The following is a 14,516-nucleotide window of genomic DNA, read 5'->3' on the forward strand; positions in this document are numbered from 1 at the left end:
AACCGCGTTCTGCTCCCTTTACGGGGACGGGTTCAGGGCCGCGCCCTGCCCGGCCTCCGTCCCGTCCTCGGCGGCGGCCTGCGCCAGCGTGTGCGCCAGGCCCTCCTTGCGGATGCGCTGGTCGACGTAGAGCACGGCGGTCACCAGGGGCAGGAACACGCTCGCGGCCAGCTGTGTGACGAACGTGCCGACCAGGCCGAGCAGGGCGTACAGGCCGAACTGGGAGCGCAGCTGGTCGAGGAACACCTCGGAGGCCGATGTGCCCGGGCCGGGCCGGGGCGGCATCGGCGTGGCGAACTGCAGCGGGAGACGCACCGCCAGGGACACGGCGCCCACGATGACCCCGGCGAGCAGCGAGATGCCGAACGTACGCCACCAGGCGCCGCGGACCAGACGTGCCGAGCGGCGCAGAGCCCGGACCGGGCCCGCGGTCTCCAGGGCCGCCGCGGCCGGGGCGAAGGCGAACAGGACGTAGAGCCAGGCGGCCAGCGGGGTGACGACGAGCAGCAGCAGGAAGACCAGGCCGAACGGCGCGGCCGACTGCGTAAGAACCGTCACGAAGAAGGAGACGAGGAGCAGCAGGAAGGCGACGAACGGCAGCATCAGGATGAGGGCGAGCAGCACGGTCACGCCCATCACGGACGGCGTCCGCGACCACGCCCTGCGCCAGACCGCCCCGAACGCCGCAGGGCGGCCGAGCACCGCCTCGTGCAGCGTGGCTGCGCACGAGGCCTGGATGAACGAGTTGACCGCGAGCGTGGCGAGCAGGGCCACCAGCCACATCGCGCCGAACGCGATCAGGACCGGCCTGCCGTGGTCCCAGGAGAATGTCCCGCCGGGCTCGGACAGCGCCTGGAAGTGCGGTCGCACGCTGATGTAGGCGATGACGCCCGCGGCGACCATGACCGCGGCGAGCAGGCCGTACGCCGCGGCAGCGGTGCCGAACAGCGGCTTCGCGTACCGACGCATCGTGGCGAACGTGCCGCCGAGTATGTGGTCGACGCCCAGCGGGGCGAGGGGTATGACGCCCGGCTTGGGCGGCGGGGGCGGGGGCGGCGCCCAGCCGCCGTGCCCTCCCCATCCGGGCGGCGGCCCGCCGTAGGGCCCGTACGGCCCCTGCGGCCCTCCGTACGGCCCCGGCGGTCCGCCGTGCTGCCCCTGGGGTCCCCACCCCGACGTGTCTGGCATCGCTCTTGTGCTCCGTTGCTCCGTGCGGTGTCCCCGCGTGCGCTCTCTGTGGCCCCCACAGCGATCGCGTCACCTTAACCGGTTTGATCAGCCTCGTTATGTACGGTCGTACGCAACGTTGTGTACTCTCGTACGCATGGGATACGGATTGCTGGCCGGCGCGATCGTGGCGGAGGTGGCCGGGACGACGGCCATGAAGTACAGCGAGGGGTTCAGCAAGCTCTGGCCCTCGCTGATCACCGTCGCGGGATATCTGATCGCCTTCACCCTGCTCGCGCAGACCCTCAAGACGCTGTCGGTCGGCACCGCCTACGCGATCTGGGCCGGGATCGGGACCGCCGCGGTCGCCGCCATCGGGATGATCTTCATGGGGGAGTCCGCGGGTCTCGCCAAGATCGCGGGGATCGTCCTCGTGATCGCGGGCGTCGTCCTGCTCAATCTCGGCGGGGCCCACTGATGGTCCGCCGCTACGACCCCGAGCGCCGCCAGCGGATCATCGACGCCGCGATCCGCGTGGTCGGGAAGAAGGGGATCGGCGGGCTCAGCCACCGCTCGGTCGCCGCCGAGGCCGATGTGCCGCTCGGCTCCACGACGTACCACTTCAAGACGCTCGACGAGCTGATGGTCGCCGCGCTGCGGCAGTCCAACGAGGGTTTCGCGAAGGTGATGGCCGCCGGTCGCGCGTTCGAGGACCCCGAAGCCGACCTCGCGGCGGAGCTCGCCCGGATCCTCGGCGACTGGTTCGCGGGGGAGCGGTCGGGGGTCGAGCTGGAGTACGAGCTCTACCTCGCCGCCCTGCGCAGGCCCGCCCTGCGGCCCGTGGCCGCCGAGTGGTGCGCGGGGCTCGCGGAGGTCCTGGAACGGCGCACCGATCCGGTCACCGCCCGCGCCCTCGTCGCGCTGATGGACGGGATATCCCTGCAGGTGCTGCTCACGGGCGGGGCGTACGACGCGGCGTACACGAGGGAGATGCTGGGCCGCCTCTTGCAGGGCGAGAACTGAGAAGCGCGCTCCGGGCGCCGCACGCTTCGGATTGCTGCCCGGTGCGGGCCGGGGGGTCCGGAAGCCGTGATGGAGCCTGGCTGCTCCGGCCGGTGGGCGCGGGGCCCAGTGGCGGCTCGGTCACTGAGACCGGTTCGCTCGTGCGGCGCGCCGCCGGTTAGGTTTTCCCCATGACCGACACGAACGCTTCCCGCACCACCGGCGCCGTCGCCGCAGGCCTCGCCACCATCACCGCCGACGGCACCGTTCTCGACACCTGGTTCCCCGCGCCCGAGCTCGTCGCCGAAGCGGGCCCCGCAGGCACCGAGCGGCTCACCGCCGAGCGCGCCGTGCAGCTGCTCGGTGAGGGCGCGGCCAAGGCGATCGGCCCGGACGCCCGCCGTGGCGTGGAGATCGTCGCCGTACGTACGGTCATCGCCTCCCTCGACGAGAAGCCGGTCGACGCCCACGACGTCTACCTGCGTCTGCACCTGCTCTCGCACCGCCTGGTCAAGCCGCACGGCGTGAACCTCGACGGCCAGTTCGCCTTCCTCGCCAACATCGCCTGGACCTCCCTCGGCCCGGTCGCCGTCGACGACGTCGAGAAGGTCCGGCTCAACGCCCGCGCCGAGGGCCTGCACCTCTCCGTGACCTCCGTCGACAAGTTCCCGCGCATGACGGACTACGTCGCACCGAAGGGCGTCCGCATCGCCGACGCCGACCGCGTGCGGCTCGGTGCGCACCTCGCCGAGGGCACGACCGTCATGCACGAGGGCTTCGTGAACTTCAACGCGGGCACGCTCGGCACCTCCATGGTCGAGGGCCGCATCTCCGCCGGTGTCGTCGTCGGCGACGGCTCCGACATCGGCGGCGGCGCCTCCACGATGGGCACCCTCTCCGGCGGCGGCAACGTCCGCATCGTCATCGGCGAGCGCTGCCTGATCGGCGCCGAGGCGGGCGTCGGCATCGCGCTGGGCGACGAGTGCGTCGTCGAGGCCGGCCTGTACGTCACCGCGGGCACCCGCGTGACGATGCCCGACGGGCAGATCGTCAAGGCCCGCGAGCTCTCCGGCGCCTCGAACATCCTCTTCCGCCGCAACTCGGTCACCGGCGCCGTCGAGGCCCGCCCGAACAACGCGGTGTGGGGCGGCCTGAACGACGTGCTGCACAGCCACAACTGAGCCACGGCTTCCGCCAAGAGCGCCCTCCGGTCCGCACCGGAGGGCGCTCTTCGCGTCGTGTCATGCGTAAGCTGCCCTGCCATGCGTGCGCGGGCCGCATGGGACGACAGGGGAGCAGCGACATGAACCGAGCGGGTATCCGGGCCCTGGCCCTGAGCGGAACGGTGGTCCTCGCGCTGGTGGCCGGGTGCGGTCAGAGCGCGGGCGTCGGCGGTGGGGCCGCGCAGGGAGCGAGCCGGATCTCCACCGGCGGCCACAGCCACCCGCTGGAGAAGAGCGACATCCCCTGGAGCGGCAGCCCGAGCCCGTTCAACGCGCAGGTCAAGCTCGCCGACGGGCGGCGCGTGGCGATGCATTACATGAAGGGCAAGGGGCTCCTCGTGCAGGACTACAGCCCCAAGGCCAAGGGCTGGTCCAAGTCGGCCCTCGTGTACAAGACGACGACCGACGCCTGTCAGGGGATCACGCTCAAGGCCAAGGACGGCACGGTCGCCGCCTTCGGGGACTTCGGTGTGTACTGCGCGGACGGTGAGCCGCCGACCGAGTCGGTCGCCGCGGTCGCCACGGGCCCGCTGACGAAGTGGGCCACGCACCTCACGAAGGACTTCGACGGCTGGGAGAAGATCGCCGTCGCCACCGGCGGCAAGAAGGTCACGTTCAGCCGGGGGGCCGACAAGCTCAACTGGACCAAGGCCGGAGGGTTCCGGTCACCCGTGTCCGTCGCGCGCTGACACCACCGCCCGCGCCTGCCGCAGAGCGTCGTACGCGGCGAGCAGCCCGTCGGTCGCCTCGCGACCGGCGGGCCGCAGCGGCGAGCGGACGGGCCCGGCGGGCAGGCCGAGGGCGCCGAGCAGCGCCTTGGACGTGACCGTGCCGGGAAGGCCCGCGGCCATGATCAACTCGATCAGTTCCATGCTCTGTTGCTGCAGCAGCCGAGCCCGGTCGGTGTCGCCCGCGTCGAACGCGTCGATGATCGACCGGAGGTGCCGCGGCACGACATTGGCCACCGTGCTGATGTAGCCGGCGCCGCCCACCGCGTACAGCGCCAGGATGAGTTCGTCGCAGCCCGTGTAGTAGGCCAAGTCGGTGCGGGACAGCACCTTCTGGGTGCCCATCAGGTCGTACGCGCAGTCCTTCACGGCGACGATCCGGGGGTGCTCGGCGAGGCGCAGCATCGTCTCCGGCTCGATGCGGGTCCCGGTGCGCCCGGGGATGTCGTACAGCGCGAGCGGGAGCCCGGACGCGTCGGCGACCTCCAGGAAGTGTGCCTCCACGGCGTCCTGCGGCGGCCTGCTGTAGTAGGGCGTGACCACCAACAGGCCGTCCGCGCCCGCCTTTTCGGCCCGCAGCGCCATCTCGACGGTGTGCCGCGTCGCGAAGCTGCCGACGCCCGCGACGATCGCGGCCCGGTCGCCGACCGCCTCGGCGACGGCGCGTACGAGTGCGGCCTTCTCGTCGTCGGACGTGGTGGGGGACTCGCCGGTGGTGCCGGAGAGCACGAGGCCGTCGCAGCCGTCGGCCACCAGACGCTCGGCGAGCAGCTGGGCGCCGTCGAGGTCGAGCAGGCCGTCCTGTGTGAAGGGCGTGATCATCGCGCAGAGGGCGCGGCCGAAAGGGGGAGGCGTTGGCGAGGGAGAGGTCATAGAGGCAGTGTCGGTACGCCGACACTGAAGCTCCACTTAATTCTGCTACGAGGTATGCGACAGGAATGCTACGAGGTGGGTGACGGGAGCATGGCGAGGCGGCGGCAGTGAGCAGCCGCGCCCTAGTGTCAACTCGCCCCCGTATGGGCCACCATGGGGACGTCGGTAGTCGACGGATGGCCGCGCGGCACCGCGGCCGGTCACAGGAGGCGTCATGAGGCTGGGCAAAGCACTCGCCACCGGGATCGCCGAAGAAACCCCGCAGGATCGGCTGCGGCAGGAACCTCTTGAGCAGCGCACGGAGGCGGAGCCCGAACGGGCGGCGGCGGCCGAGGAGCCCGCGGCCGACAGGCCCGTGGCCGAGGTCCCGGCAGTCCGATGAGGCTGCGGCTCCCCGAGGAACGCCCGACGGAGCCGCCGACCGGATACAAGATCGCCCGCCTGGCGCTGTCCCACGACGGCGCCGGGGCCGGGTTCACCGGCGTCTCCCTGGGCGCGACCCTGCCCTACGGCGTCCTTGACGCGGCCAGGTGTGTCTACGGCCGACGGCACAAGGCTCCGCACCGCCGCTGCGACTGCGGATTCCACTGCGTCCACGAGCGCGCCGCGGCAGAGGCGTTCCTGTGTACCGGCGAGCACCGAGGGGCCGCGCTGCTGGAGGTGACGGTGCTCGGCGCGTACATCCGTTTCGAGCGCGGCTTCCGGTATGCGCGTCAGCGGGTGCGCACCGTGACCGTGCGGCCCTGCGGCTGCGGCGCAGGGGCCGTGGTGCTCGCGGACGCCGGGTGGGGCAGGCCGGGGTGGCGGGTGGTCGAGGGGGCGTGCGCTGCCTGCGCGGGCAGGCGCATGTCGCTGCGCCTCACGGAATTCGCCCGCCTCGCCGGCGAGGGGGTCACGGTCAGCGCGGCGCACCCCGACACCGTGCCGGGTTCGCCCGCCGAGGCCATGGGGGTGCCCGAGCTGGTCGCGGAGGCGGCCTTGCTCCAGGCCCGACTCGACCTGTTCCAGGGGGAGTTGGCGCGGTTGGCGGGGGATGATTCGCCGAGTGCCTGAGGAGGCTTGACCTAAAGCAAGCTTGAGGTAGCAGTGTGTGGGGCGCGGGCCGAACCCCGCCCACACACTGAAGGAGCAGGCCATGAAGACACTCGCCGACGCCACGACCCTCCCCGACCCGGCCCGCGCGGGCGGCGGGCTCGTCTTCCTCAGTACGTGGAGCACGGGCACACCGGAGCGGCAGCGGGCGACGGTCGACGCGATCGCCAAGGCATGGAGGAGCCGTCCGTGGCCGCACGAAGGGCTGCTCTCGTACACCGTGTACGCCGGTGCGGACGGCTCCACGGTGGCGCATCGCTCGCAGTGGCGGGACGAGGGGGCGTACCAGGACTTCTTCGCCCGCGGCAGGGACGAGCGGAACGCCGAGATCGACCGGGCGGTGCCGGGCATCGAACGCCTCGGGCTGAACAAGACACGGCTGCGGGGCGGGGTGGCGCGGGCCGCCGGGGACGACCGGGTGGCCGGGGCGATCGTGATCACCGAGGCGGAGGGCGGCGCCGAGGGGGATGACGTCGGGGCGCCGCAGGCCGCTCCGGGGCTGATCTCCGTCCACTTCCACGAGACGACGGACGGCGCGCGGGTGATCGGCTACGCGGAGTGGGAGAGCGGGGAAGGGCTGCCGGAGGAAGGGAGATACCGCCTGGCGTACGGCTTCCGGCCAGAGCACTGAGAGCCGGGCCAGCGCCACCGGTCGGCGCACTCCCGCCCTCCGCCCAGCGGATGCCCGCCCTCCGCCCGGCGGATGCCCGCCCTCCGCCCGGCGGTCTCCCGGCCGCCGTCCCGGCGGTTTCCCGGCCCTCCGTCCCGGCGGATGCCCGCCCTCCGCCCGGCGGTCTCCCGCCTCCGTCCCGGCGGACTCCCGCCCTCCGTCCCGGCGGACGCCCGACTGCCGTCCCGGCGGTCTCCCGGCCTCCGTCCCGGCGGACGTCCTGGCGGCCCCCCGCCCCCCGTCCCGGCGGACGCCCGACGGCCGTTCCGGCGCCCCCCGCCCTCCGCCCGGCGGTCTCCCGCCTCCGTCCCGGCGGACTCCCGCCCTCCGTCCCGGCGGCCCCCCGCCCCCCGTCCCGGCGGACTCCCGCCCTCCGCCCGGCCGCCCCTGGACGAAAATATTGGGCGGTGGGACGGTGGAATCTCCGTGCGGGGGCGGGCGCTCGGGACCTCGGCCCTCCGGGCAGCACCAAGGAGTCGCCATGGCCACCGGCAAGGAGTTCGAGATAGCGCGGGAGTTCGAGGTGGACGCCTCTCCCGCCGAGGTCTGGGACGCGCTCACCACCGGCACCGGCGGCTGGCTGTGGCCCATGGAGTACGAACCCCGCGAAGGCGGCGCCGCCCCCTCCGGCGGCACGGTCACCCGCTGGGATCCCCCGCACCGCCTGACTGGCCGCGTCGAGGACCCCGATGTGCTCCCGCCGGGCCAGACCCTCAACCAGCTCGACCACACCATCGAGCCCCGCGACGGGGGCCGCCGCTCCTGGGTGCGCTACGTACACAGCGGCACTCTCACCGACCACTGGGACAGCCGGTACGAAGGGGCCAGCAAGCACACCGACTTCTACCTGCACACCCTGCGCCAGTACCTGACGTACTTCCCGGGCCTCCCCGTCACCTTCACCGCCCTCGAAGGCCCCGCCCCCGCCGCCGCCCCGGACGCCTTCGCCAGGATGGGCCGCCGCCTGGGCCTGCCCGACGACGCCTCCGAGGGCGCCCGCGTCCGCGTGGACGCCCCCGGAGAACACCTCGACGCGATGGTCGACTTCCGCAGCCGGCACTTCATCGGCCTGCGCACGGAGACCGCGCTCCTGCGCTTCTTCGGCCGCAACCACTTCGGTGCCCCCGTGGGCCTGAGCATCCACGACTTCGCCCCGCACGCGGACCCCAAGGGCACCGAACTGGCCTGGCGCGACTGGCTGCTGAGGCTCTACGCGTAGCGGGAGAGCCTACGGCCGGCTACGGCCGGAACCGCAGCACCTGCGGATCATGGTCACTGTTCTGCTCCGCGAACTCCGCGTTGATGTGCACGCTGTCGTACGAGAAGTCGCGTGCGCCACCCACCCCGGGGCTGGTCAGGATCTGGTCGAGGACCTGGGTGTTGCCCTGGTAGACGTACGAGTAACGCTCCGACCGGGACAGGGACTTGACGGCGGACTTCAGCGCGCCGCCCGCCTCAAGGGCGTCGGTCGTCGCCGAGAACTCGAAGTCGTTCACGTCCCCCACGACCACCACGTCCGCGCTCTTCTGCACCTTGCGCACGTCCCGCACGAAGGCGTTCACGGCCTGCGCCTGCTGCAACCGCTTCGCCTCCGAGGACCGCACCGGCGGCTGGTGCCGTGAGGTGAGCCCCTCGTCGCCGCCCTTGGACCCGAAGTGATTGGCGACCACGATCACGGGCCGCCCGCGGAAGCTGAACTCGCCGGCCAGCGGCTTGCGGCTGTCCGTCCACGCGGCGTTCGCGGGGTCGACGCGCCCGGGGGAGAGGGTCAGCGCGGCGCGCCCCGAGGAACGTACGACCCCCGTGGCCGTCGTCGCGTCCCCCTGGCCCCGGTCGGTGAAGGAGACCCGCTCGGGGTTGAAGAGGAACACCTGGCGGATGTTCCCGCCCGGCTCCCCGCCGTCCTTGTTGTTCTGCGGGTCGATGGACCGCCACGCGTACCGCGGCCCGCCCGCGGCGACGATCGCGTCCGTGAACTTCTTCAGGGTCGCCTCCGCCGAGACGGTCCCGTCGTTCTTCGCGCCGTTGTCGTCCTGGATCTCCTCCAGGGCGAGGATGTCGGGCGATGCGAGATTCGAGACGACGGCCCCGGCGAGCGCGTCGAACTTCGTCTGCGGGTCGGTGGGGTCGAGGTTCTCGACGTTGTACGTGGCGACGGCGAGCTCGCCCTTGGCCTGCCGCCGCGTCTTCTCCCGCTCCAGGCCCTTGTCCGTGACCTTGCCGAGCGTCCGCGCGACCAGCGTGTAGCCGCCGAACTGGTTGAAGTCCAGGGGCCCTTCGGCGCCGCCGGACAGCGCGTCACCGACGTTCGCCTTCGGGAAGGGCTGCTCGGAGACCGGGGCCAGCTGCTGGATCTGGAGGCGCCCGGTGTTCTGGTCGTCGTAGGACTTGTAGACCGTGCCGCCCCGCCGGTTCGCGTTCTCGTGCGGCTTCACGGTGATCCACAGCTCCGAGTACGGATCCGTGGCGCCGACCACGCGCGAGGTGCCGACGCGTACGTTCATGCCCTCCAGGGACTCGTAGAGGTCCAGGGCGTACGAGCGGGGCTTGAGGCGGAGCCCGTTGATGTCGCCGCCGTTCGCGGGGTCGCCCTCGGGCGCGTACGCGGAGGGCACCGACTTGGCGGACACCGTGACGGGCGCGGGCAGTGCGTTGCCGGACGACTCGACCGTCACCGTCGGCTTCGTGATCTGGGTCAGCGACTGGTTGCCGGAGGCCTCGCCGCCGGGGACGTACTCGCCGACGGTCCCGGAGACGCGGACCGCGTCACCCGCCTTCACGGTCAGCGCGGCAGAGCCGGTGTAGACGAAGACGCCCTCGCTGGTCGCGGGGTCGCCGTCGCCCTTCGGGTCCTGGAGCCAGAAGCCCTTCGAGCCGTACGGGCGGACGCCGGTCACGATGCCCGTCACGTCCGTGACCTGCTGTCCCGCCAGGGGCGAGAGACGGGTGGTGCCCTGGATGTCGTGCACACGCACCTCGGCGGCGGACGCGGACGAGGAGCTCACGGCGAGCAGACCGGCCGCGAGGGCGGTGGCCACGACGGTGGAGACGGCCGCGGATCTCACGGTGGGCCGGGTGGCACGGGATATGTACGGCATGGCGAGACTCCGGATGAGGGTGAGTACGTATATGAGGGGTGAGTACGTAGGAAGCGGGCGAGGCGTACCGGCGGGTGCCCGGCGCTCTACGCGCGTCAATCTCTTGTGTGACCAGGGGAGTTGTCAAGGTTCGGCGGGTGTTCTCACCATGTATGTCTTCTGACAGGGACATGAACCGGGCGGCATGGGCCCAAATCCGTCTAGGCTTCAGCCCAGCCGACCCCTCCCCGGGCTCCCGGCATTGCTCGAGCAGGGGAGGCCCCATCCTTCGGAGGAGAATCAGCCGATGTCCGTAAGTCCCGCCACCCTGCCGCCGGTGCTGCTGCACTCCGAAGCGGAACTCGCGCGGGCCGCGCTCGCCACGCCGCTGCTCTCCCGCGCCGCGCGGCTCGCCCGCTGGGCGGGTCCCGACACGCGGGTCGGGGCGGGCGGCGAGCTCGTCGAGGAGCAGCTGCCGGCCGCCGTCGCGGAGCTGGGCCTCGAAGCGGACGACCCGGACTCCGTCGCGTACGCGAGCGAGGCCTGGCGCGTGGCCGTCGACACGGGCCTGGTGGACGTCACGGACGCGGACGAGTCGGAGGGTGAGGACGCGCCGGGCACGGTGACCGCGGGCGAGGACCTCGCCGCGCTCACCTCGGGCAGCCCGCAGGACATCCTCGGTGTCTGGCTGGGCGCCCTGGACACCGTGTACGGGGACGCGACCGTGCCCGACATGGACAACCTCCTTGACGTCCTGGAGGAGAACGGCGAGATCGACTTCGAGGAGCTCGGCTGGGACCCGCAGGCGGAGGCGGACTTCCTGGACGGCGTGCTCGGCAATCTGTACCTGCTCACCGCCGGGGACGCCGGGGCGGGCGAGGGCCCGGTGCCGCTGCCCGCGCTCGCCGCGTCGATGATCGTGCCCGACGACATGGGCGAGCCGACGGACGACGTCCTGGAGCAGGTGTCGGACGCGATGATGAAGCTCGACGACCAGTTCCGGCTCTTCGAGCCGCTGGGCCTCGTCGAGTACCAGCCGGTCGACGAGGCCCTCATGGTGGACATCGACGAGGCCGACGCGCCGCTGCCGGACGACGACGAGGACGTCTCGCGCTACGGGATGGTCAAGCTGACGCCGCTCGGGGTGTACGGCATCCGTGCCCGGATGCTGGAGGCCGGCGTGGACGCCCCCGCGGTCGGCGATCTCGCGGACAAGGGCGCCGACGCGCTGCTCGAAGGCACGGCCGGGTTCCCGCAGGCCGCCGCGCAGGCCGAGATCGAGCAGTGGCTCGCCCGGCACGAACCGCTGGACGCGGCACGGGAGTTGCTGGCCGCCGCGCGCGGCGGTGACGAGGGGGCGCCGCTGCGGAGGCTCCGGTGCCAGCAGGCGCTCTCGCTGGTGGGCCGCGAGGCGGAGCCCGCTCTGCGCGAGGTGCTCGACGACGCCGAGCTCGGCGGGCTCGCGCGGGTGTGGCTGGCCGAGCACGGGGCCGCCGACGTGCCGCCGCCCTCCGAGGCGCTCGTCTTCTGGCTGACCATCGACACGATCGCCGCCCAGCTCGCCGCCGAGGGCAACTCGGACGAGCTGCAGGGGCTCGTGGAGGGGCTCTCCCAGCAGCACAGCGGATTCTTCGCCGCGGCCTGGCGGGTCGAGCACCCCGCCACCGCGGATGTCCTGGAGGCGATGGGGCGGCTGCACCCCGACAAGAAGGTGGCCAAGGAAGCGCGCAAGGCGGCGTTCAAGGCACGGTCGCAGCAAGGCATGTGACACACCGGCAGTGGCCGGGCCGCGCTGCGCGGCCCGGCCACTGTGCCGCTCAGCTCAGCACTGATACAGCGTCGTGTGCTTGAACGACGACGTCGCGCCGTTGAACCCGTACGTTCCCCGGTAGGCCGGAGGGTTCTGGTACTCGCCGACGATCGTGATCGTGTCGGCGCAGGAGCCCTGGCCGGTGCGCTTGGCGTCCAGGCGGATGCTGTCGCCCATGACGCCGCCCGTGATGTCCCACGGCGCGCCGCAGATGCCGGAGGTGATCTTGCCGCCGGTCACCACGTGCGGGTAGGTGTTCGGGTTGAACCTCACCTCCATGGCGAAGGTGATCGCGCCGTTGTGCAGTTCCAGCTTGCACGTCGTGGCGACCGCCTCGGCGGACACCTCCTGGGGCGCGGCGAACGCCTCGTCACGCGTCTTGACCTCGGCGCCCTGCGGATTGTGGAAGTGGTGCTCCCCGCGGCTCTGGCCCTTCTGCTTGCGTGCCTGAGTGGTCATGAAAGCCCTCCTCTCGTGGTGCGACCGGTCAGGCCAGCTGTTCGGAGACCTCGACCCGCAGCAGCGCGCGGACGTTCTCGAAGTGGTTGAGCACGGTGACGGTCGAGGAACCGGCGAACAGCAGGCCGAGCGCGACGTTGTCGAGCGAGGTCACCAGGGACCCCGAGTCGCCGCCCGCCGAGATGTTCGTCGTCAGGATCTGGTCCTTGAAGCGGGCCGTGCCCGCCGTGCCGTAGTTGACGTCGATGGTCGCGTCGACGGCGATGATCCGGCCGAAGGAGATGTTGGTCGTACGGCCGGTCTTCTTCACCAGGTCGCCGACCGCGACGTTCGCCTTGCGGCGCCAGGCGCGCGGCGCACCGCTGAAGTACGTCTCACGGGTCGCGTCCTGGAAGTCGACGGTGCCGAGGGCGGCGTCGACGACGTTGTTGTGCCGCTCCAGCGGGATCTGCGGGGCGAACTGGATCGTGATGAAGCGCTCCAGGGTCGCGATGCGGTCCGCCGGGTCCTGGCCGCCGTCGAAGACACCCGGCTGCACGATCGCGCTGCCGAGCTGGGCGCGGTTGGAGTCGGCGAGGACGTGGTTGTTGGACAGGATGTAGAACTTCGCCGGTACGCCGAGGCCCGCGCCGGGCGGGTCGACGGAGGCGCCGGGCAGGAAGTCGTAGACCACGCTGCCGAGCGTGCCGGCCGTCACGCGTACGTTGCCGACCGAGAAGCCGGAGGGGCACGGGCGCATCCGGCGCTTGAGGAGCTGCGGCTCGAAGGCGCCGAGTCCCTGGAGCTCTTCCAGCATGGGCTGCGAAAGGCCCGCGAGCTGCTCGCTGACGCCGCCGTCGGGGCCGTACGTCACCGAGCGGTCGTCGGCGCGGCTCGCCCTGCGCTGCTGCCGCTGGGCGGCGATGTGGCCGACCGCCACGACGTCGGTGGGGGTGCCGTCGTCCATCTGGGCGGGGATGACGTCCCGCTCCGGGAGCATGGACTCCGGAACCTTCTGGGTCACGAACACGATGACCGCGGGTTCGCCGGTGGGCTCTCCGTCGATCCACTTCACGCCGTGGCCGAAGCCGACGACGTTGGCCAGCGACGTCTGGGGGCCCAGGAAGTCCCCTGTCGCCTGCTGGCGCGAGCTGTCACTGATCTGACCGCCGGTGGGTCCTCGCATCAATTCGGGCTGGCTCACCACGCCAGACCACCTCTTCCCCTTGGTTGAAGGGTGGAGTTCCGGTCCGCTCGCGCGGGCCGTCCTACTGCGCCGCGGGCTCGCCGATGGCGAGGACGCGCACGGGGACGCCTTCGAGCTCTTCCGGAATCACGTCTTCGTCCCGGAGCCGGTCACGGGGCACTTTGCGGACGACGAACACGACGATCACGTCCGCCCCCGACTGCTCGTCCCTCCCGATGCCGACACCGGTGACATTGGCCAGCTTCATCAGCAGGCCCTCATGGAGGCTGCGTGCCTGCGAAGCGTCCACGCGGCTCGCCTCCCCAAACGGGTGATGCAGGTAGGGGATGTCTATTGCCGTGTGGATGGCGGGTCAAGGCGTTCTGCACGAAATCTTGGCTTTAGTGGTGATCCGCGCCTGTTGACCTTGTTTACGAAGTCCCTTCCGACCAGTGACTCATGTACGCAGATGTGAAGCGCCGTTGAGGTCGAGGACCGTGCCCGAGGCCCATTCCGCGACCGGCGAGGCCAGCCACAGCACCGCCGCGGCGATCTCGTCCGCCGTACCCGCCCGCCCGAACGGGCTCTGCGCGCGGATCGCCGCGCCCTCGTCCCCGCTCAGCCGGTGCGCCACCCGCTCCGTCTCGAAGAATCCGGGCGCCACCGACGCCACCGCGATCCCGTACGGGGCGAGCGACACCGCGAGGGACTGGCCGAGCGCGTGGACGGCCGCCTTCGTCGCCCCGTACGCCGGGTGGTCGGGCTCCCCGCGGAACGCGCCGCGCGAGCCGATGTTCACGATCCGGCCACCCGTGCCCCGGTCGATCATGCCGCGGGCCGCCAGGTGGCTGAGGTTCGCCGTGGCCAGGAGGTTCACCGACACGTGCCGCTGCCACAGCGCCGCCCAGTCCTCGTACGAGGTGTCGGCGAGGGGATGCGGCAGGTTCACGGCGGCGTTGTTCACCAGTACGTCGGGGCTGCCGCCAAGCCCGTCGGCGGCCCGCCCCGCGACGTCCGCCGCGCCCGCCGGATCCGACAGATCCCCGCCCACCAGGACATGGCCGTCGCCCGGCAGGGACGCGAGCGTCGCGCGCGCCTCCTCCTCGCGCGAGCCGAAGTGCACGGCGACGCGGTCGCCGTTCTCGGCGAAGGCCTGCGCGAGCGCGCGGCCAAGGCCCCGGGAGGCCCCGCTGATCAGGACACGGCGGCCGGTGGCAGGCAGGTTCATGGAAGGAAGCCCCTTGATGTCG

At 72.0% G+C, this 14,516-nt stretch carries 16 protein-coding genes; 9 read left to right on the forward strand and 7 right to left on the reverse strand.

The annotated features are described in order from the left end of the window. Positions 1-18 precede the first annotated feature (18 nt). Positions 19-1,188 (reverse strand): DUF7847 domain-containing protein, encoded by a 1,170-nt coding sequence (locus ACWFR3_RS31115; RefSeq protein ID WP_453737986.1) that lies wholly within the window; start codon positions 1,186-1,188, stop codon positions 19-21. 136 nt (positions 1,189-1,324) lie between these two features. Here ACWFR3_RS31115 and ACWFR3_RS31120 point away from each other — a divergent pair, with 136 nt between their 5' ends. The 4 genes from ACWFR3_RS31120 to ACWFR3_RS31135 all read left to right on the forward strand — a co-directional run bounded on the left by ACWFR3_RS31120 (position 1,325) and on the right by ACWFR3_RS31135 (position 4,081). Continuing rightward, on the forward strand, positions 1,325-1,645 hold the full coding sequence (locus ACWFR3_RS31120; protein WP_453737987.1) for a DMT family transporter: 321 nt from the start codon (positions 1,325-1,327) through the stop codon (positions 1,643-1,645). Continuing rightward, positions 1,645-2,190, forward strand: a complete 546-nt coding sequence (locus ACWFR3_RS31125) for a TetR/AcrR family transcriptional regulator (RefSeq protein WP_453737988.1) — start codon at positions 1,645-1,647, stop codon at positions 2,188-2,190. The genes ACWFR3_RS31120 and ACWFR3_RS31125 overlap by 1 nt, the downstream gene beginning before the upstream one ends. A gap of 170 nt (positions 2,191-2,360) precedes the next feature. Next, the gene (dapD, locus tag ACWFR3_RS31130; RefSeq protein ID WP_453737989.1) at positions 2,361-3,350 is read left to right on the forward strand and encodes a 2,3,4,5-tetrahydropyridine-2,6-dicarboxylate N-succinyltransferase; all 990 of its coding nucleotides are present in this window, start codon (positions 2,361-2,363) and stop codon (positions 3,348-3,350) included. Between the two features lie 122 nt (positions 3,351-3,472). Further along, positions 3,473-4,081, forward strand: a complete 609-nt coding sequence (locus ACWFR3_RS31135) for a hypothetical protein (protein WP_453737990.1) — start codon at positions 3,473-3,475, stop codon at positions 4,079-4,081. Here ACWFR3_RS31135 and dapA read toward each other — a convergent pair. Further along, positions 4,058-4,993 carry a 4-hydroxy-tetrahydrodipicolinate synthase gene (gene dapA, locus ACWFR3_RS31140; RefSeq protein ID WP_453737991.1) on the reverse strand — a complete coding sequence of 312 codons (936 nt, stop codon included), beginning with the start codon at positions 4,991-4,993 and terminating at the stop codon, positions 4,058-4,060. The two genes, ACWFR3_RS31135 and dapA, sit on opposite strands and share 24 nt — an antisense overlap. A gap of 214 nt (positions 4,994-5,207) precedes the next feature. Between dapA and ACWFR3_RS31145 the strand changes: the two genes are divergently transcribed. From ACWFR3_RS31145 to ACWFR3_RS31160, 4 genes are all read left to right on the forward strand, one after another. After that, a complete protein-coding gene (locus ACWFR3_RS31145) occupies positions 5,208-5,375 on the forward strand; it encodes a hypothetical protein (protein WP_453737992.1) in 168 nt (55 codons plus the stop codon). Continuing rightward, positions 5,372-6,046 (forward strand): hypothetical protein, encoded by a 675-nt coding sequence (locus ACWFR3_RS31150; RefSeq protein ID WP_453737993.1) that lies wholly within the window; start codon positions 5,372-5,374, stop codon positions 6,044-6,046. Before ACWFR3_RS31145 ends, ACWFR3_RS31150 begins: the two co-directional genes overlap by 4 nt. An 82-nt stretch (positions 6,047-6,128) precedes the next feature. Continuing rightward, a complete protein-coding gene (locus ACWFR3_RS31155; protein WP_453737994.1) occupies positions 6,129-6,716 on the forward strand; it encodes an antibiotic biosynthesis monooxygenase in 588 nt (195 codons plus the stop codon). A 520-nt stretch (positions 6,717-7,236) separates the two neighbouring features. Beyond that, a complete protein-coding gene (locus tag ACWFR3_RS31160) occupies positions 7,237-7,974 on the forward strand; it encodes an SRPBCC family protein (protein WP_453737995.1) in 738 nt (245 codons plus the stop codon). 19 nt (positions 7,975-7,993) lie between these two features. Here the strand turns inward: ACWFR3_RS31160 and ACWFR3_RS31165 are convergent, their stop codons facing one another. After that, the gene (locus ACWFR3_RS31165; protein ID WP_453737996.1) at positions 7,994-9,853 is read right to left on the reverse strand and encodes an endonuclease/exonuclease/phosphatase family protein; all 1,860 of its coding nucleotides are present in this window, start codon (positions 9,851-9,853) and stop codon (positions 7,994-7,996) included. 286 nt (positions 9,854-10,139) lie between these two features. On the opposite strand from ACWFR3_RS31165, the gene ACWFR3_RS31170 reads away from it, so the two are divergent. Beyond that, complete coding sequence (locus tag ACWFR3_RS31170; protein WP_453737997.1) at positions 10,140-11,600, forward strand: hypothetical protein; 1,461 nt, start codon at positions 10,140-10,142, stop codon at positions 11,598-11,600. Between the two features lie 54 nt (positions 11,601-11,654). On the opposite strand, the gene ACWFR3_RS31175 is transcribed toward ACWFR3_RS31170, so the two are convergent. The 4 genes from ACWFR3_RS31175 to ACWFR3_RS31190 form a co-directional block, all read right to left on the reverse strand. After that, a complete protein-coding gene (locus tag ACWFR3_RS31175; RefSeq protein WP_453737998.1) occupies positions 11,655-12,101 on the reverse strand; it encodes a hypothetical protein in 447 nt (148 codons plus the stop codon). Positions 12,102-12,129: 28 nt separating this feature from the next. Then, positions 12,130-13,284, reverse strand: a complete 1,155-nt coding sequence (locus ACWFR3_RS31180; protein WP_453737999.1) for a hypothetical protein — start codon at positions 13,282-13,284, stop codon at positions 12,130-12,132. Positions 13,285-13,348: 64 nt separating this feature from the next. Next, positions 13,349-13,576: a hypothetical protein gene (locus ACWFR3_RS31185; RefSeq protein ID WP_453738000.1), complete on the reverse strand. Its 228-nt coding sequence runs from the start codon at positions 13,574-13,576 to the stop codon at positions 13,349-13,351. Between the two features lie 147 nt (positions 13,577-13,723). Next, positions 13,724-14,494: an SDR family NAD(P)-dependent oxidoreductase gene (locus tag ACWFR3_RS31190; protein WP_453738001.1), complete on the reverse strand. Its 771-nt coding sequence runs from the start codon at positions 14,492-14,494 to the stop codon at positions 13,724-13,726. Between the last annotated feature and the right edge of the window lie 22 nt (positions 14,495-14,516).

It is taken from the genome of Streptomyces sp. NPDC055189, assembly GCF_053606765.1.

Excerpts from the sequence above, each read along its gene's own strand:
- ACWFR3_RS31115 (WP_453737986.1), bottom strand. The coding sequence starts at position 1,188 with ATGCCAGACACGTCGGGGTGGGGACCCCAGGGGCAGCACGGCGGACCG.
- ACWFR3_RS31120 (WP_453737987.1), top strand. The coding sequence starts at position 1,325 with ATGGGATACGGATTGCTGGCCGGCGCGATCGTGGCGGAGGTGGCCGGG.
- ACWFR3_RS31125 (WP_453737988.1), top strand. The coding sequence starts at position 1,645 with ATGGTCCGCCGCTACGACCCCGAGCGCCGCCAGCGGATCATCGACGCC.
- dapD (WP_453737989.1), top strand. The coding sequence starts at position 2,361 with ATGACCGACACGAACGCTTCCCGCACCACCGGCGCCGTCGCCGCAGGC.
- ACWFR3_RS31135 (WP_453737990.1), top strand. The coding sequence starts at position 3,473 with ATGAACCGAGCGGGTATCCGGGCCCTGGCCCTGAGCGGAACGGTGGTC.
- dapA (WP_453737991.1), bottom strand. The coding sequence starts at position 4,993 with ATGACCTCTCCCTCGCCAACGCCTCCCCCTTTCGGCCGCGCCCTCTGC.
- ACWFR3_RS31145 (WP_453737992.1), top strand. The coding sequence starts at position 5,208 with ATGAGGCTGGGCAAAGCACTCGCCACCGGGATCGCCGAAGAAACCCCG.
- ACWFR3_RS31150 (WP_453737993.1), top strand. The coding sequence starts at position 5,372 with ATGAGGCTGCGGCTCCCCGAGGAACGCCCGACGGAGCCGCCGACCGGA.
- ACWFR3_RS31155 (WP_453737994.1), top strand. The coding sequence starts at position 6,129 with ATGAAGACACTCGCCGACGCCACGACCCTCCCCGACCCGGCCCGCGCG.
- ACWFR3_RS31160 (WP_453737995.1), top strand. The coding sequence starts at position 7,237 with ATGGCCACCGGCAAGGAGTTCGAGATAGCGCGGGAGTTCGAGGTGGAC.
- ACWFR3_RS31165 (WP_453737996.1), bottom strand. The coding sequence starts at position 9,853 with ATGCCGTACATATCCCGTGCCACCCGGCCCACCGTGAGATCCGCGGCC.
- ACWFR3_RS31170 (WP_453737997.1), top strand. The coding sequence starts at position 10,140 with ATGTCCGTAAGTCCCGCCACCCTGCCGCCGGTGCTGCTGCACTCCGAA.
- ACWFR3_RS31175 (WP_453737998.1), bottom strand. The coding sequence starts at position 12,101 with ATGACCACTCAGGCACGCAAGCAGAAGGGCCAGAGCCGCGGGGAGCAC.
- ACWFR3_RS31190 (WP_453738001.1), bottom strand. The coding sequence starts at position 14,494 with ATGAACCTGCCTGCCACCGGCCGCCGTGTCCTGATCAGCGGGGCCTCC.